Consider the following 25,087-nt stretch of genomic DNA (forward strand, 5'->3'; position numbering starts at 1 on the left):
CTTTGGCGAGACGACATGATCACCGAAGGCCGTCTTCATGTCCACTCACGACAGCGCACAAAGTCCGGCCAGAACGCCGAAGGTTAAAAAGCAAGACTAGTCGGCGTCGCGTAAGAGGGCGGTGACGTGGGTGGTGACGGCGGAGTGAATGGCAGCCACCGCCTCGACGCCGTCGCGCAATGCCGAGGACAGCGCCGCGGCGTCGAACGGGTCGTCGATCGGGCGCGCGATCGCGAGGGCGCCTTCCCCCCAATAGGTGGCCACCGCCCACGTTGCATGATCGCTGGAGAGCATGGCGTCGTCCAGCACTTGTTCGACGGCCTCACCGAGGTCGATGTCGTCGACGTCCGGGTGCCCGTCGACGCACCGCTGCCACAGCCGGCCGGCATCAGCATCGATACGCAGCTGCCAGCCCCCGCCGGTGGTGGCGGTGACGTCGAACCATGCCGGCAGGCCGCGTTCGGTGTCGTCAGCCGCCGCCAGGCATGGGATGCGCAGCGAGTCGCTCGGGTGGACACGGACCAACTGGTACCCGAGAGCGGTCGCCGCTTGGCGCAGCTGGGCGGCGCGGCCGCCCTCCCACTGGACACCCACCGGCAGCACTGCGCGTAACCGTTCCCCGATCGTCGCCCAACGCGCGGATGGGACGAGCACCCGCAGCGCATCCGCAAGGTCGTGGAAGGTGAGCGCTGGACGGTGCGGCTCGCTCGCGTCCCAGTCGATGTGGGATTCGAGCAGGCAGGTGAGTAGTACCTGTTCGGCGGCGACCTCATATGGTGGGGCATCGTCGATATACGCCAGCACGTCAGCGATTGCGGTCACCAGGTTATGGGCATTCCAGGCGGCGGGCTGCCAGGCGATCGAGCCACAGGCGCACCGAGTGGCCGGCGCGGTCGGGGACAGGTCGGCGTCGCAGTGGGGACAGGTCAGTCCGGCTGCGGCAGTCTGTCGGGCGTAGTGGTCGCGGATCGCGGCCAGATCTGAGGCGATCTGCCGCGGCGAACCGGCGAGGAATCCGGCCCAGCCGAAGTCCGTGTAGATCCTTACTGTCCATACCCGGCCCCGGCGGCCGCGCTCGGAGTCGGCGTCAGCGAGCTCCCACCCGTTGGGGCCGAGCTTGGCGGTGAGTGCGTCGACGACCGGCTGCCACGCCGGCACGTCTGGGACCGGTGGCGGCGGTGGCGCGGGACGGCCGGCTGCGGCGGCGGCGAGCGCCGTGGCACGCCAGAGCGAGAGTTCCTGGGCGGGGGTCGGGGCGTTGACGGTGTAGCCGGCAAAATATCCGGCGACGTTCGAGGTGACCGTTACGACCTGGCCTGCGGGCACGACCAACGAGGCCGGTGGACTGGCGAGGTGGTGGCGCTCGCATACCAGCGCGTCGAAGCCGCGGACCAGTGCCGCACGTACGGACCGCATGTAGCCGCATTTGGCGCAGGTGACGCTGACCTTCTTCCGGCTGGTTGCCACGATTTGTCCTCCTCGCGCGACCGTGCGGGCCACGCTACCGCCGGGGTCAGACAGCGTGGTTCGCTGGGATCGACGACCTACAGGCGCCGTTGCCCGGGTCTCGCTGCACGGCGTACCTCGTGGTCGGAACATCGCTTCTGTTCCTAACGGAATGAGAAGGGGGCTCGACTTCGCGTCCAAGTGCACGCCCGGCGTCACGGCGGCCCTCTGCGCCCAGGGCAGCGCACCGATGTTGCGCAGCTCGGCCGCGGGCGGGGGCACCGCAATGAATAGTCGCGCGGACGTTTCGGCCCTTGCCGAACGGTGCCGGGCCTAGCCTGTCGCCGGGCACGAAGGAGGGCCGGGATGGCGTTGCGGCGGCGGGTGGCGGAGCGGTTCCGCGAGGTCAACGGGGTGCATCCGATGACGGCGGCGGACGACGCGTACGTCAGCGCGCAGTTCGTGGTGCTCGACGAGCTGTGCGCGGTGACCGGGTGGGACCCGGACGGCGTACGCCGGTTGATGCTGGACCGGCGGCTGCCGCTGCCGGGCTACCTGCGCTCGGACGGCGCGGAGATGGTCCCGGCGGACCTGTTCGCGCTCGCCGAGCGGGCCGGTGGCGTGGCGCGGCTGGCGGAGTGGTTCGTCGGGTGCTGGGCCGACCCGGCGCGGGGCGCGGCGGAATGGGACGCCTACCTGAGTGGGCGGTACGTCTGCCTGCGCTCGGTCACCCCGGAGACCATCCGGCGCAAGGACGAGCTGACCGCGGCGATCCGGGCGGCGCCGGCCGAGCCGGACGCCGGTTCGGCGGCGTGGCTCGACCGGCTGCACGCGCTGGTCGACGAGTTGGACGTCCTCGAGCCGGCGTTCACCGGGTACGACCGGCTCCGGTTCGGCGGGCCCACCTCCCGGGACACCTGTGTGGACGCGGTGCGGGCCCGATGGCCCCGGCCGGTCACCGCTCCGACCGGGCGGTGACCCGGCGGGCGACGGCGAGCAGGTACTCCTTGCGGTGCAGCGGGTCGTGGTCCCACCGGGGGCGGGTCGGCGCGGGTCCGCGTACCGGCCGGTAGTGGTCGAACTCGGACTCGAGGGTGCCCTCGCCCCGGGTGAGGGACGGCAGGCGCTGCTCCAGGGCGTGCACCCGACCGGCCGGCACCTCCCCGTCCAGCAGGTACGACCCGCCGCGCAGGGTGGCGGTGCCGGGCACCGCGTCCAGGGTGGCCAGCACGGGCAGCACCGTCCCGAGCAGGTCGGCCGGCAGGTCGAGGCGGAACCGGTGCACCGGTTCGTGGACCCTGGTGCCGGCGCGGCTGAGCGCGGCCATCAGCACCAGCGGGGTGAGGTTGCGGAAGTCGCCGGCGGTGCTCGACATGCTCTTGTCGAACACCCCGTGGGCGTGGCTCTGCCGGGCCCAGTAGCCGCCGTGGGTGAGGGTGACCACGCAGTCGACCACCTCCCAGCCGCGCAGGCCCTGGCGCAGGGTCTCCACGACGGTCTCCTCGATGGCCTTGAGGAAGGCCAGCGGCATCGAGCCGAGTTCGATGCCGAGCCGGAACTCGACGCCACTGTCGACGGGCCCCGGCTCGATCCGCAGCCCCACCGTGCCGAGGAAGGGGTTGGGGTCGTTGCCGATCCACTCGACGGCGGTGCCGACGCCCACCGGCCGCTCCACGCAGACGGTGGTGGTTTCCCGGAAGGTGACCGGGACGCCGTACTCATCGGTGAGGGTGGCCTGGATGACCTCCTTCTGCACCTCGCCGTAGAGGGAGACGGCGAGCTCCCGACGCAGGTCGTCCTGGCGCAGGTTGATCAGCGGGTCCTGCTCGGCGAGCTGGGCGAGGGCGGCGTGCAGCGCCGGCCGATCGGTCGCCCGCATGGGTTCGACCACCGTCTCCAGGGTGGGCGGGGAGAAGTGGTGCTGCCCGCCGGGCCGGTCGGGTGCGGTGCCGAGAGCGTCGCCGACGCGGACGTCGGTGAGGCCGTGTAGGCGGGCGATCCGCCCGGCGCCGACGCAGTCGCTCGGCACGGCGTCGCCACCGTCGAAGACTCCGATGGCGGTGACCTTGGCCTCGTGGTCGCCCCGGTAGCGGATCCGGTCGCGCACCCTCACCCTGCCGGCGAAGATCCGGGCGTACGCGATCTTCTCGCCGGCCGGGCCCCGTTCGACCTTGAAGACCGCGCCGGAGAGCGGGGCGTGGTCGTCGCCCGCGGTGGTCGGCAGCAGCTCGGCGATGGCACTGATCAGGTCGTCCACCCCGGCGCCGGTGATGGCGGAGCCGGCGTGGATCGGGTGCACCCGGGCCCGGGCGGTCTGGGTGGCGAGCGCAGTCCGCAGCCGGGCGTCGGTCACCGCGCGCTCGTCCCGGACGTACGCGGCGAGCAGCGCGTCGTCGTGCGCGGTGAGCAGGTCGACCAGGCGCGTGGCGTGGTCGGGGTGGCCCGTCGGGAAGGGGTGCCAGCGGGCGACCGGGGTGCCGGCGGCCTCGACCCGGCCGAGGGCGATCACGTCGGGGCTGAGTCGGTCCGCGATCTGGCGCAGCACCCGGTCCGGGTCGGCGCCGGCCCGGTCCACCTTGTTCACGAAGATCAGGGTGGGGATGCGGAGGCGGTGCAGGGTGCGGGCCAGCACCCGGGTCTGGGCCTGGACGCCCTCGACGGCGGAGACCACGAGGACCGCGCCGTCGAGTACGCCGAGCACGCGTTCCACCTCGGCGATGAAGTCGGGGTGGCCGGGGGTGTCGATCAGGTTGACGGTGACCCCGGCGATGGCGAAGGAGACCACGGCGGAGCGGATGGTGATGCCACGCTGCCGCTCCAGCGCCATGGTGTCGGTACGGGTGCTGCCGTGGTCGACGCTGCCGAGTTCGTCGATGACGCCGGCGCTGTGCAGCAGCCGTTCCGTCAGGCTCGTCTTACCGGCGTCGACATGGGCGAGGATTCCGAGATTGAGGGTTTTCACGCAGCGTCATGTCCTCTGGGTAGGCGGTCGTTCCCCTCTGCTGGGACATGGACGCAGCTCGCATCGTGGTGCTCCTCTACTCGGTGGATGTCGTCGAGGGATTGCACCAACCGAGAGCAAGGTCGGGCAAGCGATTAACCGGACGGGTGATGGTGGCGTCGGAGCTGCCGGTAAGGGCGGTCAGGTGCGGCCGCGGGTCATCGCGCGGACGGAGACGCCGGCAGGTGGGGCGGCGGAGGGGCTTGACTCGTCGAATCGGTCATTTCGATCTGCCATCGCACGACGCTGGGCGCCGCGAGCCGACCAAGGTGCCAACCGAGAAACCCGGCGGCGATGACGAGCGACAGGGACGCCAGACCGAACGCCCATTGCCGCAGAAGCACCTGGCGATCGACGGGACGGCGGGGTGGCAGGCCGCCCTCGAGATCAAATGCCCAGGGAGGCCAGTTCATAGCCACGACAGCACCTCCTGCCCGACGGTAGCGGCCGACTCGACCATGGATGCGTCGGTGGCACCGACAGCTTCATACCTGACGTAGACGAGATAGGTGCCGAGACAGGCGCTGAGGTGAATGACCCGGCCAGTGTCAGGGTCGCCCTCGAAAAAGTAGACAGCGGCGTCGCCGAGGGTGATGCGGTAGCTGGTGCGGTTCAGCGGCATCAACAGCGACCCGTCACGCTTGACGCACTGCGGGCCCTGGCCATCGTGTCGGCCGAAGCGGACCAACGCGACCCACAGCGAGGCCCTTGAGCCGTTCAGAGTGGACGTAGTCTCCGTTGCGCAGGTGTTCGAGCGGGTACCAGGGCGGCTCCCCTCTGCACCCTCGGCCTGCAGCGGCTCGTGCCGAGGTACGAGAAGGTCGAACAGCTCGGGTCGGATGAGCTGACACACCGAGGGCGGCGAGGGTGGGTCAACGGTCGCACTCGCCCAGGCCCGCTGCAGACCGACCGCGCCGGCCACCAGGACGCAGATGGTCAGCGCTGTGAACCGGACCCAGTTTCCCGAACTCACAGCGTCAGTGTGGCCAAACTGGGCAAGGCCCAAGGGCTATCGGATCGGCGCAACCGCTAACCGAGTGAGAGGCGACCTCTCATCGGTTGACGAACTACAGGTATGGCACGGCCATCGCTGCTGATGTCGACGTCGGCAAGGCGGGGTACTAGCCGGCGTGGGCGACCGGGTGGCGCTTCATCTCCTCCATGAAGGGGAACCGCGCGGTGAGCTCGGCGAGTGTCATCCCGACCCGCCAGGCGGCGGCCACCTGCGCGACCTGGAGCAGGTCGGTGGCGTCGCCCCGGGCCTGCACCTCGCCGGAGACCCGAAGGTCGATCATGAAGTAGCGGGCCTGGGAGCCGAGCCCGACGCAGACGACACCGCGGGGGGAGGTCAGTTCCGCGCAGGTGAACCGGGCGCGCCCCTGCTCGGGGGCGGTCACCTGGCCGACGTCGAGCTGGTGCCGGGCGGCCGTGTCGACGAGTGCGGGGGCGAGACCGCCCTGCTCGACCAGGTCCGGGTAGAGGCGCACACCCAGCGCCGCCGACACGTCGCTCATGACTGACTCCCACTTCCTCGTGACAGAGACCAGCAGCACGCAGGTTACGGGGATGTTTCCAGCGCGCATGGTCATCCTGTCCCCCCTGGCCGCCCCACGGCAATAGGAACCGTCGTTTCGGCCTCCATCGGGGGAACATCGTTGACCCCTAGAAGTTCTATGCCTAGTGTTTCTAGGCATGGCGATGGACCTGCGTGGACACCTCGACCTGCTGATCCTGGCGACCTTGCGACGGACCGGCCCGACCCACGGCTACGCCCTGATCCAGGCCCTGCGGGAGCGCTCGGAGGGCACCTTCGACCTGCCCGAGGGCACCGTCTACCCGGCCCTGCACCGGCTGGAGCGCGCCGGCCTGGTGGCCAGCACCTGGCGCGACGGGTCCGGCCGCCGCCGTCGCTGCTACGAGCTGACCGACCAGGGCGTCGCCGCGCTCGCCGCCAAGCAGTCGGAATGGCAGGCCCTCGTCCGCGGCGTCGCCGCGATCCTCGCACCGACCCAGGGAGCAACGGCATGAGCGAATCACCGATCGACGCCCACCTCGACCGGCTCTTCGACCGGCTGGCCGGCACCGGCGCGGCCGGACGGCGGGCGCTCGCCGAGGCGGAGGACCATCTGCGCAGCGCGGCGGCCCAGGCGGTCACCGAGGGCGCCGACCCCGTCGAGGCCGAACGGATCGCCGTGGCGCGCTTCGGCGACGCCGCCGACATCGCCACCCGGCTGCGCCGGGTCCACCTGTCCACTGCGGACGTGCTGCGGCGCAGCGTCACCGGCGCCTGGCTGCTCGGCGCGGTGGGGCTGCTCGCCGTCGGCGTCAGCGGGCTGCTCGCCGAGGTGGCCGGCCGGCTCTTCGGCGCGCACCTGGTGGCCGGGGACGGCCCCGGGGTCACCTACACCGCCCAGCGCTGCGCCGAGTACCTGCGGCTGGTGCCCGGCGCACCGACCTGCGCCCGGGCTGCCGAGCTGCACCACTGGGGCGAGGTGGTGGAATACCGGGTCGCCGCCGGGGTCCTCGGCCTGGTCGCCCTCGCGCTGTACGCGGCGGCCCGCCGGATCGGGCCGCTGCGCGACCCCGCCTGGCGGCCCCCGGCCGGCCCCCTGGCGCTGGTCGCGATCGCCGTCTTCGGTCTCGCCGCCACGGTGCTCACCCTCCCCGACCTGGCCCGCGCCGCGGCCGGCGACCTGGGCGGATCCGGGGCCGACCTCACCGCCGGGGTGGTCGCGGCGGTCGTCGCCGCGGCGGCCGCCGTCGTCGGCCTGCGCCGCCTGCGGTACGCCGGCTGACCGTACGCCTCGCCGCGCGCCCCGTGCGGGGTGCGCCGCGACGCGTACGATCGAGCGTCATGGCGCGGATCCGGTGTGACTTCTTCTCCGAAGCGCTCGGCATGGGCACGTCGATGACGGTGCTGCTGCCCGAACGCAGCTCCGCGCAGATCGGCATGGCGGGCAGCACCGTCGCCGGCGACCCGCCGGTGCTCTACCTGCTGCACGGCCTGACCGACGACGACACCATCTGGACCCGGCGCACCTCGATCGAGCGCTACGTCGCGCCGCTCGGTCTGGCGGTGGTGATGCCACAGGCCGGACGGAGCTTCTACCGCGACGAGGAGCACGGCAACCGGTACTGGACCTTCCTCAGCGAGGAGCTGCCCGAGGTCTGCCGGTCGTTCTTCCGCCTGTCCGACCGTCGCGAGGACACCTTCGTGGCCGGCCTGTCGATGGGTGGCTACGGGGCGGTCAAGTGGGCACTGCGCCACCCGGACCGGTTTGCCGCGGCGGCCAGCCTCTCCGGCGCGCTCAACGTCGCCCGGCGGCGACGTCACCAGACCAGGCCCATGGACCCGGAGGTCTGGCACACCGTCTGGGGCGACCGGGACGCGGCACCCACCGACGACGACACGGTGGCGCTGCTGGAACGCGCCGGCGTCGACCTGCCCGCGCTCTACGTCGCCTGCGGCACCGAGGACTTCCTGTACGAGGACAACACCCGCTTCGTCGGGACCGCCCGCCGGCGCGGGGTGCCGCTGACCGTGGACTTCTCCCCCGGCGACCACGACTGGGCGTACTGGGACGCGAAGATCCAGGACGTGCTGGCCTGGTTGCCGCTGCGGCGCGACGTCAGCGGTCGGTGAGCCCACCGTCGACGACCCGGCGCGCCTCCGCCCGGTCGTTGACGGTGGGGTGGAAAGCCCGGGTCGACGCGACGCTCAGACGCCGACGGAGCCGTCGATGGCCTCCCGGAGGAAGTCCGCGTGGCCATTGTGCCGGGCGTACTCGTGCATCATGTGCAGCATCACCAGGCGCAGGGAGACGTTCTCCTCCCACCGGGCGTTGTAGGCGCTGACGTCGAGGGACTCGGCTTCCCGCTCGATGCGGCGGGCGTGCTCGACCTCCCTCTGCCACGCCTCGAACGCCTCCGACCGGTCGGCCTTGGTGGCGTCGTACGCCTCCTGGAAGTCGCCAGTCTCCGACCAGACCAGCGGGATGTCCTCGCCGTTGATCACCCGCCGGAACCAGGTGCGCTCCACCTCGGCCATGTGCCGGACCAGGCCGAGCAGCGACAGGGTCGACGGCGGCGACGACTGCCGGCGCAGCTCCTCGTCGGTCAGCCCCGCGCACTTCATGGCCAGGGTGGCGCGGTGGAAGTCGAGGAACGCGCGCAGCGTCTCCCGCTCGCCGGCCAGCAGGGGCGGGCCGATCCGTTCGGTCTCCACGGGAGTCCTTCCCCGCAGGCCGGGCGGCCTGCTCGTGGTTGCTTGGCAATGGTCGAGGGGGAGCCTAGCCTCAGCGGATCGATCCACCTCCGAAGGGATCTTGATGAACCCCCACCTCCGACGTTCCGCGCTGGTCGCCTCGGCGGTCACCGCGGCGCTGGTCGCCGGCGGCACGACCGTCCAGGCCGCCGGCGATCCCTACGACCACACCGCCACCGCGACGGTCTTCGCCCCCAACCCCGTGCAGCAGCTCGGCGACCAGTCGCTGACCGACCAGAAGGACGCGGACTACCCGGCGCTGGCCGGGGCGTACCGGTCGGTGCTGCTGACCAACCTGGACGGCTCTGGCACGCTCACCGGGAAGTACGTCGTGGTCAAGAGCAAGACCGGCACGCCGGCCCGGGCGGTCGACGGCGGGTACCCGGCGTGGCACCGCGACGCCGACCAGTTCGAGCAGGTGATGGGCTACCACTGGGTGAACACCGCCCAGGCGTACCTGCAGTCGCTCGGCTTCGGCAGCACGCTGCGGCCGGTCAACCAGCGGCAGATTGAGCTGCGCATCGACCAGTACGGCGGCGACAACTCGTTCTTCCGCGAGGACAAGGCGAACATCACCCTCGGCAAGGGGGGCGTGGACGACGCCGAGGACGCCGAGGTGATCGTGCACGAGTACGGCCACTCGGTGCAGGACGGCCAGGTGCCGGGCTTCGGCACCACCCTGGAGTCCGGCGCGATCGGCGAGGCGTTCGGCGACTATCTGGCGGTCGCGGTGACCAGCTGGGCCACCGGCGTGCCGACGAAGACCCCGGAGGCCTGCGTGGCCGACTGGGACTCCGTCTCCTACACCCGCAGCGCGCCGCACTGCCTGCGCCGCCTGGACGGCACCAAGGTCTACCCGGCCGACCTGCGCGGTGAGGTGCACGCAGACGGCGAGATCTGGTCGCGCGCGTTGTGGGACGTCCGCACCGCGCTCGGCGACCGCAAGGCCACCACCCTGATCGTGGAGGCGCAGTTCGACTTCGCCAAGGACACCACCTTCCGGGACGCGGCGCTGGCCACCGTGGCCGCCGCGCAGCGGCTCTACGGCACCCAGGCCGCCACGGCGACCCGGGCCGCCTTCGCCGCCCGCGGCATCCTCTGACCGCCGCCGGTGGGCGCCGCCCCCGCGGGCGGCGGCGCTCACCGCAGCGAGGACCGGGCCACCGGGAAGTCGAAGTAGGTGTCGGGGTACGACTCGTCGGTGTACCGGTAGTGCCACCACTCGCGCGGGTAGTTCTCGAAGCCCTGCGCGGTCATCAGCCGCTTGAGCAGCTGCCGGTTGTCCCGCGCGGCGCCGGTGATCCGGTTGTCGGCGGTGTGGGCCCGCGGGTCGAAGCAGTCGAAGCCGGTGCCCATGTCGACCGAGTTGTCGGGGAAGCGACGTCCGGCGGGTGCGGTGCAGGGGACCAGCGACTGTCCCGGCAGGTAGGCCGGCTGTTCGGGGGTGGGCACCGGCACCAGGGTGAGGTCGAGGGTGCTGCCCCGGCTGTGCGCGGTGGGCGCCCCGATGTAGCCGTCGGCGAAAAGCCGGGTCTTGGACTCGTCCGGGTAGAACTCCCCCTTCATCTGCTGCTCCCCCGGCAGCTTCGCCCAGGCGACGAAGTCGTTCACCGCCCGCTGTGGCCGGTAGCAGTCGTACACCTTGAGGCTGCGGCCCTGGGCGATCGCGGCGGCCTGCACCCGGTGCAGCGCCTCCGCCGCCTTCCTGGTCAACAGGCAGAGCGGTTCCGGGTAGCCGGTGACCGGCCGGCCGACGAAGTTGTGCGCGGTGGCGTACCGGAGGTCGGTGCGGATGCCCGGGTCGACGGTGGCGAGGTCGACGAAGTCGGCCGGGGCGAGGGGCCCGGCGGCGGACGGCGTGGGCGACGGGGCTGGGCGGGGCGCGGGCCGTCCGCACGCGGCGGTGACCGCCGTGGCCAGGACGGCCAGGATCGCCAGCCCTCGTCTCGCTCGCCCCACCCTGCCCTGTCGCCGGCTCACCCGGCCCCCGGGACCTGCGGGCCGGCCGCGGCCGTCCACTCGGCGGCGGCCGGCAGCAGGTGCCGCACCGCGGGGGCGCAATCGGACAGCTCCCGCGCCCGGTCCTCGGCCCGCCGGTCCGCCTCGGTCAGCCGGCCGCCGTGCTGGCGCAGGTGCTCGTCCCAGGACGGCACCAGGTAGACCTCGGTGAACTCGTCCGGCGTCTCACCCGCGCGGAACAGCCCCCAGCGCATCGCCCCGGTACGCTGCCGCGACCCTCGGACGTGCTCCATCGCGTCCAGGAACTCGACCTCCCGCTCCGGCTGAATCGTGTACGTGACGGTCACCAGCACCGGACCCACCCGGGGATCCGGCTGCAGCGCCAGCGAGAGGGGCGGCCGGTAGGCGGCCGGGTCCTTGACCATTCCGCGCAGGTCCGGCAGCGGCCAGATCTGCGACGTCACCGCGCCGACGAGCATCAGCACGGCCGCCACGAGGAAGGCGGCGACCAGCCCGCCGACATCGGCGACCACACCCCAGATCAGCGCGCCGACGGCCTGCCCGCCACCCTGGACCACCTGGTAGACGGCCAGACCGCGGGCGCGTACCCAGCCCGGCAGGAAGAGCTGGATCTCCGCGTTGACGTTGGCGAGCACGGTCACCCAGGCCACCCCGGCCGGCAGCAGGGCGATCAGCACCACCGGGACGCTGCGGACCGAGGCCACCACGATCAGGGTCGCCCCGTACATGGCCCCGGCCGCCAGCAGGAACCGGTTGGCGCTGATCCTGCTGCGGATCCACGGCAGCAGCAGGGCGCCCAGGATGGCGCCCACCCCGAGCGCGGCCAGCAACAGGCCGTACCCGCTGGAGTTCAGGCCGAGCCGGCGGTTGGCCACCAGCGGCAGCAGCGCCCACAGCGCGCTGGCCGGGATCACGAAGACCAGCGCACGGCGCAGCAGCCGGCGCACCGTCGGTGAGTGCCGCACGTAGCGGCCACCGGCGCGCAGCGCCGCGGTGAACCGCTCGGGCACCTCCACGGCGCGGGTGTCCCCGGGCCGCCACCGGACCAGCGCGAGGGCGAAGACCACGAAGGCCAGCGCGTTGAGGCCGAACACCGGGGCCACGCCCACCCGCGCGATGAGCACACCGGCGGCGGCCGGCCCGACGGCCCGGGCCACGTTGACGCTGATCGAGCCGAGGGCGGAGGCCGCCCGCAACTGCTCGCGGGGCACCAGCTCCGGGATCACCGCCGCCCACGCGGGCAGGGTGAGCGCCTGACCGACGCCGAAGGCGAAGGTGAGGGTCAGCAGCAGCGCCGGCGGCATCCGGCCGGTCGCCGTGAGCAGCGTCAGCGCCCCGGCCACCACCACCAGGAACAGTTGTACGGAGATCAGCAGGTGACGGCGGTCGAAGGTGTCGGCCAGCGCGCCTGCCGGCAGGGCCAGCAGCAGCATCGGCAGCAGGCTGGCGGTCTGCACCAGGGCGACCAGGGTGGAGGCGTTGGCCTGGTGCACCAGCAGCCACTGGGCGCCGACCGTCTGCATCCAGGTACCGATGTTCGCCGCGAGCAGGGCCAGCCACAGGCTCCGGTAGACCGCGGTGCGCAGCGGCGACCAGGCCGAAACCGACGGTTCGGCATTCGGATCGACGGTGCTCACCATCGCCCGTCCGCGCGGAGCACGTGCTCGCCGGAGACGTAGAGGTCGTCGGGGGCGAGCCGGAGCAGTCGTACGACTTCGGCGGCGACCTGCTCGGGCAGGGCGTACACCTCATCGAGGAACTGGTCGCCGACCCGCTCCTGCAGTCGGGTCGGCATCGGACCCGGATGCAGCTGCATCACCTTGATCCGGTTGCTGTGCTGCGCCTCGGCCACGGACTCGACCAGGCTGCTGCCGTAGCTCTTGGTGGCCCGGTAGAGCGGGATGCCGGGGCGCGGCTTGGTGACCGCCAACGCGCCGACGTAGACCACGTTGCCGAAGCCCTGCCGGTGCAGGTGGTGCAGCGCCTCCTTGAGCACGTACGTGGTGCCGAGCGCGTTGACCTCGACCACCCGGCGGATCCGCTCCGGGGACAACTCGGCCAGGTCCCCGCCGCCCCACATCGAAGCGCAGTTGGCCACCCCGTCGATCCGCCCGTGCCGGTCAACCACCCCGGCGAAGGCGTCCCGGACCTGCGGGTAGGAGGAGACGTCGCAGACGACCCCGGTGCACCCGAGATCGTCGGCCGTCGTGGCCACCTCGCTCGCCACGTCGCCGAAGACCACCACCCGGTGCTCGCCGACGAGCAGGCGGGCGACCGCCTGCCCGAGGCCGCTGGTCCCCCCGACAACGATGAACGTCCTGGCGCCCATGCCTCCCCCAACGTCCTGGCGCACGAGCGGTTCGTGGGTGCGTAGCGCCCGCTGCCTACCCACTCGCGCCGGCTCCACACCAGTGCGACCTCCCGGGAAGAGCAGGGTCCGGGCGGCCAGGAAGTTCCGGTTGTTCCGGGTAATGCCAGAACCTCCCTGGTCGGCCCCGGTCGACGTAGCGTCGAGGCCGTGGACAGCCGAAGCGAGATCCGGGACTTCCTGACCTCCCGGCGGGCGAGGATCACCTCGGAACGGGCGGGCCTGCCCGCGTACGGCGGCAACCGCCGGTGGCGGGGCTGCGCCGGGAGGAGGTCGCGCTGCTGGCCGGGGTGAGCCGCACGGTGGGACTGCCAATCAGAGCCTTACCAAAGCGTGCTGAAAGGTAACGGTGGCGTGCGATGTCGGAGGGGGGCGGCGGCCGGCGACGCCGGGGACTCCGGTTCCCGGTCAGCCCGACCGGCGAGGGCCAGTCGGTGACCAGGTTCGAGCTGCTGTTCGACCTGGTGTATGTCTTCGCGGTCACCCGCGTCTCCGAATACATGGCGCACGCCCACAGCGCGCACGGGGTGGTGCAGGGCCTGCTGCTGCTCGCGTTGCTGTGGTGGACCTGGTCCGGGTACAGCTGGCTCGGCAACCAGGCGAGGGCGGACCAGGCCCTGTTGCGGGCGGCCATGTCGGTGGCGATGGCGGCCATCTTCGTCGTCGACCTGACCATCCCCGAGGCGTGGCACGACACGCCGGGCGGCCTGTACGGCCCGGTGGTGCTGGTCTGCGCCTATCTCGTCGTCCGGTGCGTGCACCTGGCCGTGTACTCGGTGGCGGCGGCCGGTGACCCGGGCCTGCGTCACCAGCTCGCGATCACGTGGGCCCCCGGCCTGGCCGGAGCCACCCTGCTGCTGGTCGGGGTCCTGCTCGGCGGCTGGCGGCAGACGCTGCTCTTCGCCGCCGCGCTGGCCGTCGACTGGGGCGTCGTCTACGTCACCTCCCGCCGCGGCAACTGGCGGATCCACAGCGCCACCCACTGGACGGAGCGGCACGCTCTCTTCATCATCCTGGCGATCGGCGAGTCGATCCTCGCCCTCGGTGTCGGGGCGGCGAACCAACCCGTCAGCACCCCGATCCTGTTGGCGGCCGTGCTCGGCATCGCCGTCGCCATCGGCCTGTGGTGGCTCTACTTCGACCTGGTGTCGCCGGCGTACGAGCATCGCTTCCGGGAGGCGCAGGGGCAGGCCCGGACGATCCTCGCCATCGAGGCGTACACCTACGGTCACTTCCCGATCGTGGCCGGCATCGTCCTCACGGCGCTCGGCGTCGAGGGCGTGCTCGCGCACGCGGGCGAGCACGAGCCGCTCGGCATCTTCTACGCTGCCGCCCTGTGCGGTGGAACGGCGCTCTACCTGGCCGGGCACCTGGTGTTCGCCAACCGCATGCACTATTCGCTGCACGTCGGGCGGTTCGTCACCACGCTCGTGCTGCTGGCCTGGCTGCCGGCCGCCGCGGTGCTGCCACCGCTGGTCGGGCTCACCGTCCTGGCGGTCATCCTCGCCACGCTGATCGTCGTCGAGACCATCCGGTACGCCGACATCCGGCCGGCCCTCCGCGGCGAATGAGCATGTGGAAGGTGCGGGTCGCGGCGTCAGCGGACGGCGGCGCGGGAGGCGCTCCCGGCCAGCCAGACACCCGTCGCGATCGCGGCCACCGCGACCACGACCAGCGGTGTCCGCAGCCCGCCGAGGGAGAGCGTCTCCCGGAACGCGATCACGCCGATGACCACCCCGGTCACCGGTTCGCTGAGAGTGAGCGCGGTCAGCGGGGCGGCGATCCGGCCGCTCTGGAACGCGTTCTGGTTGAGCTGCACACCGACCAGGGCCACCACGACCAGCGCTAAGAGGCGGGGATCCGTCACCAGCGCGAGCAGGTCGTCGTGGAACCGGGTCGCCACCGCCTTGAGCAGGGCCGCGGCCATGCCGTAGACGACCCCGGCGGCCACGCCGAGCAGCGCGCCCCGGGTGGCGCCGGTGGTCGACCGGGCCGCTCCGAGACAGACGGCCACCGCCGCGCCCACCCCGGCCGACACCCACCACCAGGCGGTGGCGGTGGGATCGGCGAGCCCCACCCGCGGGTCGACAGTGACCAGGAAACCGACCAGGCCCGCCGTGCCGATCAGGGTCGCCACGAGGTCCCGTCGCTGCACCGGCCGGCGGTTCCAGGCGGCCTCGATGAGGACGGCCATGAAGAGCCCGCTGGCCAGCACCGGCTGCACGACGGCCAGCGGCCCGGAACGCAGGGCGAGGGCCTGGGCCAGCGTGCCGGCCACGTCGGGGGCCCACCCGAGCTGCCACAGGCGGGTACGCAGCAGCCGCCACAGCAGCCGGGGGTCGAGCGCCCGCTGGGGCGGCTGCCGCTTGGCCGCCCGCTGGTGCAGGGTGGTGGAGAGCGCGAAGCTGAACGCCGCCACGAGGGCGGCCAGCACCGCGAGGATCACCGGGCCGGGTCCCGATGCTCGCCGAGCGGGCCGACCGTCCAGCCCTGGCGGCGGCACTCCGACAGCAGCCGGGGCAGGGCGGCCAGCGTGGCCCGCCAGGCGCCCGGCGCGGCGGTGCACGAGGAGTCGTGCAGCAGGATCGTGCCCCCGCCGGAGAGGCCGGCTCGGACGGTCCCGTACACCGTGTCGCCGGTGGCCGACGGGGTCCAGTCCCGCCCCCAGCAGCTCCACAGCACCGGCTCCAGCCGCAGCCGGCGCGCCGCCAGCAGCGTGGCCCCGGTGAGCACGCCGTACGGCGGGCGCAGAAACCGGGGCGTCCGCCCGGTCACTTCCGCGATCAGCTCCGTGGCGCGGCCGAGGTCGCGTACCGTCGCCACCGGCCCGCGCAGCAGCAGGTTGCGGTGCTCCCAACCGTGCACCGCCACCTCGTGACCGGCGTCGACGAGCCGGCGGCCGAGGTCGGGTGAGCGGCGCAGCATCACGCCGAGCAGGAAGAAGGTGGCCCGTACCCGGTGGGCGGCGAGCACCTCCAGGAACCGCGGGGTGGACTCCGGGTCGGGCCCGTCGTCGAAGGTGAGGGCGACCCGGTCGGGCCGGCCGACGCCGTGCAGTCCGGGCAGGAACCGTGCCCGGGCGGCCGGCACCGCGGTCAGGGCCGGCGCCAGGTGCAGCAGCGGAAGCGCCAGCGCGCCCGTGGCCCACCGGGAGCCACGGTTCACCGCAGACCGCCGGAGGACTGGAGCAGCGCGGCGACGACCGCCACGGCGTCGCCGACCGAGTCGACCAGGGCGCGGCGGTTGCGCTCCTCCGCGCCCGCGCTGCCGGCGTGGCCCGCTGCCTCGGCGACGAGGTGTGCCGGGTCGGCCTTCGGCTCGGCGGTCTCCGCGGTGAGCAGCGGGTCGTCCACCGGGGCACCGGCCGGAGCGGGACGGTCGCCGCCGACCAGCGCGGCCAGCACCGAGCCCAACTGGTCGGGCCCGGACACCCACCGGGTGAGGCCGGTCCGGGCGAGGATCGAGGCGTTCGCCCGGCCGTGCCCGGGGATCGGCCGGTACGTCACCACCGGCACCCCGCAGGCGAGCGCCTCCTGGCAGGTCAGGCCGCCGGCGTTCTCGACCACCACGTCCACCGCGCGCATCAGCGTCGGCATGTCGTCCACCCAGCCGAACACGTGCTCGTGGTGGGCCCGCATTCGCTGGTGGAGTTCCTCGTTGCGCCCGCACACCACGACCGGGCGTACGCAGCCGGTCCCTCGTACCTCCGCGACCGTGCGCTCGACGTCGCCGGCCCCCCAGGCGCCCGCCACGATCAGCGCCAACCGGTCCTCGGGGGGCAGGCCGAAGCTCCGCCGGGCGTGCCGGCGGTCGGTGTCGGCCGGGTAGGCGAAGGCCCGGGACACCAACGGCTGGACCACCGTGACGTCGATGCCGTCGGCCGCGCCGGCCGGTTGCACCTCGGCGTGCCGGATCGCGCAGTAGACGTCGACGCCCGGGGCGAGCCAGGTGGGGTGGACCACGAAATCGGTCACGTAGGTGATGACCGGGACGGCCAGCCGTCCCTGCCGGCGCAGCGGTCCGAGGAGCTGGTTGGCGAACGGGTAGGTGGTCACCACCGCCCGGGTGTCCGGGGGGATCGACCGGCGCATCTGGCGACGGACCGGCCGGAGCAGCGTACGAAGCACCGAAACGGACAACCGGGATCGGCTGGTCAGCCCGAAGAGCATGTCGTAGCCCCACGGCAGCCACCGCAGGATACCCCGGTACGCCTCCTTGAACGCCCAGTGCACCGGGCGCGGCAGCACGTCCAGCAGGTTCAGCCGGTCCACCACGAAGCCCCGGCCGCGCAGCCGCCGCGTCAGCTCGGCGGCGGCCGTGTCGTGGCCGGCGCCGACGTCCGCGGAGACCACCACGATCCGTCCCGGGCACTCCATGCCGCGGCGCTTACCCAAGGTCACGGCATCCACGCTTGGCCGGTTCCGCCCTCAGACGGCGTGTCGACGCACCAGCCGGCGCAGCGCCACGTACCCGGGCAGCACCGGCAGCCAGAAGGTGGCCAGGCGGTAGACCAGCACGCCGGAGACCGCGATCTCCGGCGGCACGCCGTAGAGCAGCAGGCCGGACACGAGGGCCGCCTCGGTGGCGCCCAGGCCGCCGGGGGTCGGCGCCGCCGTCGACACCCCCTCTCCCACCGTGCAGACCAGCACGACCGGTGCGATCAGCGCCGGGTCGGCCGGCAGGCCGACGGCGAGCAGGGCCGACCAGAGCGCGGCGCCGTAGGCGAGGGTGAGCGCCACGCTCACCGCCAGCAGCGGGACGATGCGGCCGCTGCGGGCCAGCGCGCGCAGGGCCTCGGCGGCCTGCCGCCGGGCCGCGCGCACCCGGGACCGCCACCGGGGTACGGCGAACGCCACGGCGGCCAGCAGCAGCACCGCCAGCACGGTCAGCAGCACGGCCAGGCCCCGCCCGGTGGCGGCGCTCATCAGATGGTGGCGGGTGCCCCGGGCGAACGGCAGCAGGACGGGCAGCAGCAGCGCGACGCCGAGCACACCGGCGACCCGGTCCACGGCGACCGCGGTGGCGGCCGCCGGCACCGCCAGACCCTGCTGGCGCAGGTAGCGGACGCTCAGCGCCGCACCGCCGAGCGCGCCCGGGGCGAGCCGGTTGACGAAGGACGCGGCCACTTGGACCGCAAGGGTCCGGCGCAGCGGCACCCGGCCGGCGGCGGCGAGCCGCAGCGCCTCGGCGCTGAACAGGTAGGTTGCGGCCGAGGCGAGCAGCGCGCCGGTCACCGCGAGGGGGTTGGCGTGCAGGAGCGCGTGCAGCGCGGCGCGCACCTCGCCGATCTGCGGCAGCAGGAAGTGCACCAGCAGGCCAAGCATGACCAGCAGGAACACGTCCCGCCAGGTGATCCGGACGACGCGGGCGAGGTGGTCGGATCGGCCGGGGCAGCGCCGGGAGATCTCGTCCCGCAGGTGGTCGAGCAGGCCGGGCCGGCTGTCGGCGAGCGCCCGACCGGCGCGGGACAGCAGGGCCGGTTGCAGCCAGGGCAGGGTGTCCGCCACCGGGCCCGTGCCGAGCTGCCCGGTGGCCGCGTCGACCGCCGCCGGCACGCCGGCCAGCGCGGCGAGGGTGACCAGCAGTTCCACCAGGTCGCGGGCCTGCTGGTCGGCGGTGGCCTCGTCGGTGCCGAAGCTGAGGTCGACCAGCCAGGCCGTGGCGTCGGCGACCAGCACGTTGGCCGCCCGCAGGTCCCGATGGGCCAGGCCGGCCCGGTGCAGCCGGGCCACCTGCCGGCAGACGTCATCGAGCGTGTCCCGGTCGAGCTCGGCCGGGTCGAGTGCGTCGAGCGGCCGCCCCGGCACGAACTCCTGCACCAGCAGGGCGTCCCCGTCCGGGTCGGTGGCGGTGGTGACCAGCCGGGGTGTTCGCACGCCGGCCCGCTCGGCGCGCATGAGCAGGTACGCCTCGTGCTCGCACTTCTGCTTCGCGGTCACGTACGGCGGCTCGTCGACGATGCCCCGGTAGCGCAGCCGGCGGTAGAGCTTGTAGAGCCAGTCCGCGTCCCGTTGGCTGCCGCCGGTCACCTTGACGAAGAGGCGCCGCCCGTCGGTGGTGGTGACCTGCCAGGGACGGGAGCCCCGGGCGTCACCGGCGACCGGGATCAGCTCGGCCGCCTCGATGCCCCGGCGGAGGAGCACCTGCCGCAGCCGTCCCGCCGTGCCGCCGGGTCCGACGTCACCGACGATCACCCGAGTGAGGCTGGCGGTGAACCAGCCGAGCAGGAAGCCGCCCAGCACGTCGACCGGCAGGTGCGCGCCGACGTAGATCCGGGCCGTCGCGACGACGGCCACCGCGAGCCAGACCAGCCCGCGCAGCCGGCGGGGCAGGGCCGGGGCGAGCACGGCCGCCAGCGCGGTGGCCACCGCCACGTGGCCGGACGGGTAGCCGAAGCGTCCGCTGATGGTCTCGTGGAAGCGGATGTCGGTCAGGAAGCCGGCCGGGCGAGCCCGGGCGACCACCAGCTTGGCGAGCACGGCCGACCAGTACGCCAGGTTGCCCGCGATCAGCAGGTCGCGGGCCAGCCGCCACTGCCGGGCCGCGGCGGCGCCCGTCGCCGTGGCCAGGATCGCCGGGTACGCGCCGACCTGCATGACCAGTTGCATGGCCGGGCCGACCGGCCCGGAGATGTGGTTGACCAGGCCGAAGAGGTCCCGCTCCCAGCGACCCGGCGGGCGCTGCCGGGCCCAGGCGCTGACGAGGCCGAACAGCCCGCCGGAGACGACCAGGTTGAGGACCAGCGCCGGGGACGGCCGGTGGGCCCGGGACATCGCCGGCGTCAGCGGACGACCGGCGGATGACCGGCGTCGGCGCGCGCGTCCGCACCCGTCGCCCCGACGGCTGCCCCGCTGTCCCGCATGGGTCGACCATAGGGCGGCCGGCCACCGTCCCGGGCGGCAACGCGGGCGATCCGCCCGACCGGTCGACGCCGCCGGCGGTCAGGCGCGACGGCGGCCGGCCCGCCGGGACCGGCCCCGGCGGGCGGCCACCGCCGCGACGAGGCCCCCGATGGTCAGCGCGAGGAGCCCCGAAACGGGCACGATGACCCTCCAGTCGCCGTCGGCCATCCGGCGCAGCGCGGTCCCCGCCGGCCCCCGCCACTCGGGCAGCGCGGCCGGCGTGGGCGCGGTCGGGGAACCGCTTGGGGCCGTCTCCGCCGCATCCAGCTCGCCGGGCTCGACCAGCCGACCCGCCGAGGCGTCCCGGGGCAGGGAGAACCCCCAGTCGAGCAGCTGAGCGCCCTGCTGCCAGCCGCGCACCGGGCGGGCCTCGGCGCCGAGCAGGGTGACCACCAGGCGGCGGCCGCCGCGCTGGGCGGCGCCGACGTAGCTGTGCCGGGCCAGCTCGGTGAAGCCGGTCTTGCCGCCGAGGGCGCCCGGGTAGCGGTAGATGAGCTGGTTCTCGTTCTGGATCTGGAAGCCGCCCTTCTTCAGCGCCGGCTGGGCGGGGATCTGGGTCCGCTCGGTCAGCGTGTAGCGGCGGAACAGCGGGTTGGCGAAGCAGGACCGAGCGATCAGCGCGAGGTCGTACGCGCTGGTGAACTGCCCCTTGCCGTCCAGGCCGGACGGGGTGACGGCGTGGGTCTGCCGGGCGCCGAGCCGGTGGGCCTCCTCGTTCATCGCGCGGACCCCGCCAGCCACGCCGTCGGCGCCGCCGCCGAGCCGGGCCAGCACGTTGGCCGCCTCGTTGCCGGAGTTGAGCAGCAGGCCGAGCCAGACCGTCTCGACGCTGTACTTCCCGCCGACGAGCAGGCCGACCGCGGAGCTCCCCCGAGCGATGTTCAGGTCACCCCGAGTCACGGTGACCACCTGCTTCGGATCGAGCCGGGGCAGCATGGTGGCCGCCAGCAGCAGCTTCTGGGTGCTGGCCGGGGTGCCGTACTCGTGCGGGCCGCAGGCCCCCAGCACGGCGCCGGTGTCGAGGTCGGCGACCAGCCAGGACGTCGCGGTGACGGCGGGCGGGGTGGGCGCGCCGTCGGGCGTGACCAGCCCGGGGGTGTCGAGGCGCGCGCCGCCGACGACACGGTCCGCCGGCACGGCCGGCGGCGGCACGGGCCGGGGTGGCCGGGAGACCTTCGGGGCCGGCGCCCTGGGGCAGGGCACCGGCGCGAGGGCGGCGTGCCCGGCATGCGCGGGCGGCGCGGCGTGGGCGGCCGGGACGACCGTGCCGATGCCCAGGAGGACGGCGGCGGTGGCGGCGACGGCCAGGACCCGAGCTCTCATGACCACGGAGACTAACCCGCAAGATCGCGGGACGATGGCACCGGTCACGCCGGCCACCCTGCGCCGACGAGGTGACCGCGCAGAGCGACCGCCCGGGCCGACCGCCGACGGTCAGCCGGGTGCCAGGCCGAGGTCGGCGAGGTAGCCGTGCCCGGTTCAACCGACCCGGCGCAGCCACCGACGCTGCCAGGGCGTCTCCACCGCGCCCGGGTGGTGGTGCGCGCGCACCCAGGCCACCGCCCGTTCGGGGCTCACCCCGTCGAGGATGGCGAGCGCGGCCAGCGCGGTGCCGGTCCGGCCGACGCCGCCGCGGCACGCGACCTCCACCCGCTGGCCGGCGTACGCCCGCCGCCACGCCTCCCGCAGGGCGTCCAGCGCGTCGGCCGGATCACGCGGGACCCAGAAGTCCGGCCAGCGGATCCGACGGTGCGGCCAGTCCGGGACCGGCCCGGGCGCCAGCAGCAGGGCGAAGTCGGCGGGTGAGGGCGGTGGTACGCGGATCCGCCGGCCCCGGACGGCGGCCCCGCCGGGCAGCACGACCAGTCCGCTCCGCTCGGTCCACACCTCGCCCACGCCCACCCGGTCATTGTGCGGCTCCGGGCCGGCCGCCGGAGCCCTGCACCGGCGCGGGTAGATTCCCTCCTACTCGTCACAGCCCGGGGCGGAGACCACTTGGGTGGTCCATGGGGTGACGGTGGGGGTGAACACCAGCTCGGCCGTCCCGGCGCCGGTCTTGCCCGTGAGCAACGTGACGTCGAGGGTCCGGGTCCGTCCGGGTCCGACCTCCACGGTCGCCACGGTTACCTGGCGGCGATGGTCCATCCCGCTACCCATCGCCGTGGTGCGGCCGTCCAGCCGACCACCGAGCACCGCCCCTCCACTGGGGCTGTACACCGACACGAAGGTGCGGGCGGTGTACGGGTCGCCGGACGGGGCGAGACCGGTGACCGGCCCGGCCAGACCGGACTGCGGCGCGGTGGAGTGGACGTCGACCCGCAGCCGCAGCTCCCGCCGCCCGTCCGGCTGGCAGCCGTCGACCGTCAGGGTGGCCGAGAACCTGAGGTAGTAGCCGAGCTTCGCGCCGCTGCCGTCGTTGAGGAACACGCCGACCATCGGCACACCGTCCTTCTCGGGGAGCCGCCCGGCCAGCCGACTGTCAGCCAGGACGCGTTGCTCCTCGGGATGGAAGCTCCAGAACAACATCCGCCGTTCGGCGATGGAACGATTGAAGATCGTCAGAAGTTCCCGCTGATTGACCCTTTTCGTGAGAACTGCGCCGACGACAGCCGACGAGGCTGCTACGAAGTACTGTTCCTGCGCCTTGCCGGCCAGGTCCCGGTAGGAGTCGCTGAGTAGCGTCCGGACCACCGTGCCGCCCGCCAGGGCGGGCTCGCCGGGCACGGCCACCGGACCGACGACGCCGAGCAGGTACGACAGCACCACCGGATCCACCGCCAGGATCCCGTCCACCGTCGTTCCGGTGCGCCGGCGGACGATCTCGCGATAGAGCGCGGCCGCGGTCGGGAAGTCGGGGCTGAGGTTGACGTCCGCCGCATAGGTTCCGGGCAGGTCGTTCCAGAGCCGGCGCAACTCCGGGCTGAGCCGCAACGGCGGGTCGAACCGCTCCAGGCCGGAGCTCGACCCCTGCGCGGTCATCCGGATCCGACCGCTCTCCGCCCGGAGCACGGCGTACCCGCCGAACACGCCGCCGGTGGCCCGGAGTTCCGCGGGGTTCTGCGACACGAGCAGGTACCGGCGCGGGCCGTCGACGCCGAGCAGCGGCGGCAGCAGCCGGGCGCCCTGGTCCGCGGCGGAGGTCAGGTCACCGAGCCGGTCGAGCTCGGTACGCAGCCCGAGGAGCGCCTCCCGCACCTGCCTGATGAGGTCGTCGGTCGACACGGCCGCGAGCCGCGTGGTGGTCTCCCGGACCGCCCGGTTGGCGGTCGAGACCTCGGCGGAGACGGCGCGCAGCCGGGCCAGGTCGAGGCGCCCCTCGAGGGGACCAGCGAGGCGAGGTCGAGCCGGAGCAGGGTCGGGAAGGCGAGCCGCGTCAGGTCGTCCACCGCCACGGCGATCTGCCGCATGGCGGTCAGGTCGTTGCCGGCGTACGGGGCACGTTGACCGAGCCACCAGCCCGGATCACCGGTCGCGCGCCGGGCGGCGCCGGCCTGTTCCTGGAGGGCGGCCAGGGTGCGCTGGGCGCGGCCGGCGTCGCCGCCGACCACCTCGGTGCTGAGCTCCTTCGCCAACCCCGCGGCGTTGAGCAGGTGCGTCCGCGTCTGCCAGCCGCGGAAGCCGACCCAGCCACCCGTCGTGAGCAGCAGCGAGACCACCACCAGGCCGGTGAGCAGGGCACGCCGTACCCGGGCCCGCCGCCGTCTTCGGCTGCGCCGCCGACGGGACCCACCGCTGTCCGTCACGCCACTCCCCCCACCCGGTCAGGACATCAATGACGGTCGGTGGCTTCTTGTGTAAAACGGCCGGACGGCCTGGCTAAATGTTGGGCCTTTGGTACACGCTCGCCGCTACCGGCCCGGACGGGCGGCCCGCGCCGAGACGTCATGGAGCAGCTGCTCGATCCGGTCCACACCGGCGCGGTGCGACATCTCCCGCAGGTACGCGTCCCGCCCGCGGCGGCCCATGTCCACCCGGGCCGGCGGCGGGATCGTCGAAGCCAACCAGAACCGGTCCGCCAGCGCGGCCCAGTCCTCCGGCGGGCAGGACAGCCCCGCCCGGGCCCGCTCCACCAACTCCACCGTGTCCCCGCCGGCCGAGGCGACCACCGGGGCGGCGCAGGAGAGCGCTGCCTGGAGCTTGCCAGGCACCATGCCGCGCAGCTCCGGCAGGTCTCGCAGCATGACCAGCTGATAGTCGGCCGCCGCGTAGAGTTCGGGCATGTCCAACGGCGAGCGCCGTTCGACGAACCGGACGTTCTCCGCCTCGAGCTCGGCGGCGAGCCCCCGCACCCGCCGCTCCTCCGCTCCCGAACCGACCAGGACCAGGTCCATCCGGTCGTCCAACGCGGCCGCGGCCCGCACCGCGGTCTCCAGACCCTGGCGTATGCCGATCGTGCCGGCGTGCATCACCACGCACCGGCCGTCCCGGCGGATCAGCCGGCGGGCGACCGGGCTCGGCTCGGTCGGCCGGAAGATGCGCTCGTCGGTCCAGTTCAGCACCACCCGCACCCGCTCCGGGTCGGCCCCACCGGCGACCACCAGGTCGCGCATCGACGGCGCGGTGACGGCGACGGCCCCGGCCTCCTGGAAGATCCGGCGCATGGTGGCGTCGAGCCGGCCCGACCACCGGCGGGCCTCCCCGGCCCGGGCCGGCTCCTCCCCCGGCCAGACGTCCTGCACGTGCAGCACGGTCGGCACTCGGCCGAGCAGCCGCAGCAGGCCGGCGGCTGCGAAGGTGACCGCCGGGAGCTGAAACACGTACAACGCGTCGACGTCGCTGAGGTAGCGCCGGCCGGCCAGCGCCACGCTGCCGGCGAAGGAGAGCCAGCTGGCCATCCGCGCGCGGGCGGAGCCGTCGCCGCCGGCGTACCGGGGCACCCGCCGGACGGTCAGCCGCTCGCTGCGCGTCTGGTGCCGCCAGCGCTGCCGCCAGCCCGGGTAGACGTGCCCGCCCGGGTAGTCCGGGAAGCCGGTCAGCACGCGTACCTCGTGGCCCCGGGCCGCCAGCTCCTCGGCCAGGCTGCCGGGGATGAAGGCCGGCTCCGGCGGGAAGTGGTAGGAGAGGATCCCGATCTTCATGGCCGCGCTCCTGGCGCGGCCTGGGGGCGCCCGGCCGCAGCCACCGCG

General features: G+C 73.6%; 23 protein-coding genes and 1 pseudogene. 7 read left to right on the forward strand and 17 right to left on the reverse strand.

Going from position 1 to position 25,087, the window contains the following annotated elements:
• Positions 1-96 precede the first annotated feature (96 nt).
• Positions 97-1,728 (reverse strand): hypothetical protein, encoded by a 1,632-nt coding sequence (locus tag ACFYOS_RS27580; RefSeq protein WP_387147623.1) that lies wholly within the window; start codon positions 1,726-1,728, stop codon positions 97-99.
• An 84-nt stretch (positions 1,729-1,812) separates the two neighbouring features.
• Between ACFYOS_RS27580 and ACFYOS_RS27585 the strand changes: the two genes are divergently transcribed.
• Positions 1,813-2,424 (forward strand): DUF6058 family natural product biosynthesis protein, encoded by a 612-nt coding sequence (locus tag ACFYOS_RS27585; protein ID WP_387147626.1) that lies wholly within the window; start codon positions 1,813-1,815, stop codon positions 2,422-2,424.
• Here the strand turns inward: ACFYOS_RS27585 and ACFYOS_RS27590 are convergent.
• The 3 genes from ACFYOS_RS27590 to ACFYOS_RS27600 form a co-directional block, all read right to left on the reverse strand.
• Positions 2,402-4,408 (reverse strand): GTP-binding protein, encoded by a 2,007-nt coding sequence (locus ACFYOS_RS27590; RefSeq protein ID WP_387147629.1) that lies wholly within the window; start codon positions 4,406-4,408, stop codon positions 2,402-2,404. The genes ACFYOS_RS27585 and ACFYOS_RS27590 overlap by 23 nt on opposite strands.
• A gap of 448 nt (positions 4,409-4,856) precedes the next feature.
• Positions 4,857-5,420 (reverse strand): hypothetical protein, encoded by a 564-nt coding sequence (locus ACFYOS_RS27595; RefSeq protein WP_387147632.1) that lies wholly within the window; start codon positions 5,418-5,420, stop codon positions 4,857-4,859.
• A 148-nt stretch (positions 5,421-5,568) separates the two neighbouring features.
• Positions 5,569-5,961 (reverse strand): hypothetical protein, encoded by a 393-nt coding sequence (locus tag ACFYOS_RS27600; RefSeq protein WP_387147635.1) that lies wholly within the window; start codon positions 5,959-5,961, stop codon positions 5,569-5,571.
• 178 nt (positions 5,962-6,139) lie between these two features.
• Here ACFYOS_RS27600 and ACFYOS_RS27605 point away from each other — a divergent pair, with 178 nt between their 5' ends.
• From ACFYOS_RS27605 to ACFYOS_RS27615, 3 genes are read left to right on the forward strand one after another with little or no spacing between them, the layout of a single operon-like run.
• A complete protein-coding gene (locus ACFYOS_RS27605; RefSeq protein WP_387147638.1) occupies positions 6,140-6,475 on the forward strand; it encodes a PadR family transcriptional regulator in 336 nt (111 codons plus the stop codon).
• Complete coding sequence (locus tag ACFYOS_RS27610) at positions 6,472-7,242, forward strand: permease prefix domain 1-containing protein (protein ID WP_387147641.1); 771 nt, start codon at positions 6,472-6,474, stop codon at positions 7,240-7,242. Before ACFYOS_RS27605 ends, ACFYOS_RS27610 begins: the two co-directional genes overlap by 4 nt.
• A gap of 59 nt (positions 7,243-7,301) precedes the next feature.
• A complete protein-coding gene (locus tag ACFYOS_RS27615) occupies positions 7,302-8,090 on the forward strand; it encodes an alpha/beta hydrolase (protein ID WP_387147644.1) in 789 nt (262 codons plus the stop codon).
• Between the two features lie 75 nt (positions 8,091-8,165).
• Here the strand turns inward: ACFYOS_RS27615 and ACFYOS_RS27620 are convergent, their stop codons facing one another.
• Positions 8,166-8,672, reverse strand: coding sequence for a DinB family protein (locus tag ACFYOS_RS27620; RefSeq protein WP_387147647.1), 507 nt, complete (start codon positions 8,670-8,672; stop codon positions 8,166-8,168).
• 103 nt (positions 8,673-8,775) lie between these two features.
• Here ACFYOS_RS27620 and ACFYOS_RS27625 point away from each other — a divergent pair, with 103 nt between their 5' ends.
• Positions 8,776-9,813 (forward strand): M36 family metallopeptidase, encoded by a 1,038-nt coding sequence (locus tag ACFYOS_RS27625; protein ID WP_387147650.1) that lies wholly within the window; start codon positions 8,776-8,778, stop codon positions 9,811-9,813.
• Positions 9,814-9,851: 38 nt separating this feature from the next.
• Here the strand turns inward: ACFYOS_RS27625 and ACFYOS_RS27630 are convergent, their stop codons facing one another.
• Genes ACFYOS_RS27630 through ACFYOS_RS27640 form a run of 3 tightly spaced genes read right to left on the reverse strand, consistent with a single transcriptional unit; the run spans position 9,852 to position 13,020 of the window.
• On the reverse strand, positions 9,852-10,691 hold the full coding sequence (locus ACFYOS_RS27630) for a M15 family metallopeptidase (RefSeq protein WP_387147652.1): 840 nt from the start codon (positions 10,689-10,691) through the stop codon (positions 9,852-9,854).
• Complete coding sequence (locus ACFYOS_RS27635; protein WP_387147655.1) at positions 10,688-12,331, reverse strand: MFS transporter; 1,644 nt, start codon at positions 12,329-12,331, stop codon at positions 10,688-10,690. Before ACFYOS_RS27635 ends, ACFYOS_RS27630 begins: the two co-directional genes overlap by 4 nt.
• Positions 12,325-13,020: an SDR family NAD(P)-dependent oxidoreductase gene (locus ACFYOS_RS27640; RefSeq protein WP_387147657.1), complete on the reverse strand. Its 696-nt coding sequence runs from the start codon at positions 13,018-13,020 to the stop codon at positions 12,325-12,327. Before ACFYOS_RS27640 ends, ACFYOS_RS27635 begins: the two co-directional genes overlap by 7 nt.
• A gap of 189 nt (positions 13,021-13,209) precedes the next feature.
• Here ACFYOS_RS27640 and ACFYOS_RS27645 point away from each other — a divergent pair.
• Positions 13,210-13,355: pseudogene (locus tag ACFYOS_RS27645) on the forward strand (transcriptional regulator); the annotation flags it as partial.
• A 63-nt stretch (positions 13,356-13,418) separates the two neighbouring features.
• Positions 13,419-14,630, forward strand: a complete 1,212-nt coding sequence (locus tag ACFYOS_RS27650; protein ID WP_387147659.1) for a low temperature requirement protein A — start codon at positions 13,419-13,421, stop codon at positions 14,628-14,630.
• A 26-nt stretch (positions 14,631-14,656) separates the two neighbouring features.
• Here the strand turns inward: ACFYOS_RS27650 and ACFYOS_RS27655 are convergent, their stop codons facing one another.
• The 9 genes from ACFYOS_RS27655 to ACFYOS_RS27695 all read right to left on the reverse strand — a co-directional run bounded on the left by ACFYOS_RS27655 (position 14,657) and on the right by ACFYOS_RS27695 (position 25,039).
• Positions 14,657-15,505 (reverse strand): DMT family transporter, encoded by an 849-nt coding sequence (locus ACFYOS_RS27655; RefSeq protein WP_387147662.1) that lies wholly within the window; start codon positions 15,503-15,505, stop codon positions 14,657-14,659.
• Entirely contained in the window at positions 15,502-16,224 is a 723-nt protein-coding gene (locus ACFYOS_RS27660; protein WP_387147665.1) for a polysaccharide deacetylase family protein, read from the reverse strand. Before ACFYOS_RS27660 ends, ACFYOS_RS27655 begins: the two co-directional genes overlap by 4 nt.
• Positions 16,221-17,435, reverse strand: a complete 1,215-nt coding sequence (locus ACFYOS_RS27665) for a glycosyltransferase (RefSeq protein ID WP_387147825.1) — start codon at positions 17,433-17,435, stop codon at positions 16,221-16,223. The genes ACFYOS_RS27660 and ACFYOS_RS27665 overlap by 4 nt, the downstream gene beginning before the upstream one ends.
• Positions 17,436-17,486: 51 nt before the next feature.
• Positions 17,487-19,832, reverse strand: a complete 2,346-nt coding sequence (locus ACFYOS_RS27670; protein WP_387147668.1) for a lysylphosphatidylglycerol synthase domain-containing protein — start codon at positions 19,830-19,832, stop codon at positions 17,487-17,489.
• Between the two features lie 168 nt (positions 19,833-20,000).
• Positions 20,001-21,284, reverse strand: a complete 1,284-nt coding sequence (locus tag ACFYOS_RS27675) for a D-alanyl-D-alanine carboxypeptidase family protein (RefSeq protein WP_387147671.1) — start codon at positions 21,282-21,284, stop codon at positions 20,001-20,003.
• 156 nt (positions 21,285-21,440) lie between these two features.
• Complete coding sequence (locus ACFYOS_RS27680) at positions 21,441-21,863, reverse strand: protein-tyrosine phosphatase family protein (RefSeq protein ID WP_387147674.1); 423 nt, start codon at positions 21,861-21,863, stop codon at positions 21,441-21,443.
• A gap of 63 nt (positions 21,864-21,926) precedes the next feature.
• The gene (locus tag ACFYOS_RS27685; RefSeq protein ID WP_387147677.1) at positions 21,927-23,156 is read right to left on the reverse strand and encodes a DUF4012 domain-containing protein; all 1,230 of its coding nucleotides are present in this window, start codon (positions 23,154-23,156) and stop codon (positions 21,927-21,929) included.
• Positions 23,102-23,704, reverse strand: a complete 603-nt coding sequence (locus ACFYOS_RS27690; protein ID WP_387147680.1) for a hypothetical protein — start codon at positions 23,702-23,704, stop codon at positions 23,102-23,104. The genes ACFYOS_RS27685 and ACFYOS_RS27690 overlap by 55 nt, the downstream gene beginning before the upstream one ends.
• Positions 23,705-23,809: 105 nt before the next feature.
• Positions 23,810-25,039, reverse strand: a complete 1,230-nt coding sequence (locus tag ACFYOS_RS27695) for a glycosyltransferase family 4 protein (protein WP_387147683.1) — start codon at positions 25,037-25,039, stop codon at positions 23,810-23,812.
• Between the last annotated feature and the right edge of the window lie 48 nt (positions 25,040-25,087).

The sequence above is a fragment of the Micromonospora sp. NPDC005806 genome (genome assembly GCF_042871425.1).
GTDB lineage: Bacteria > Actinomycetota > Actinomycetes > Mycobacteriales > Micromonosporaceae > Micromonospora.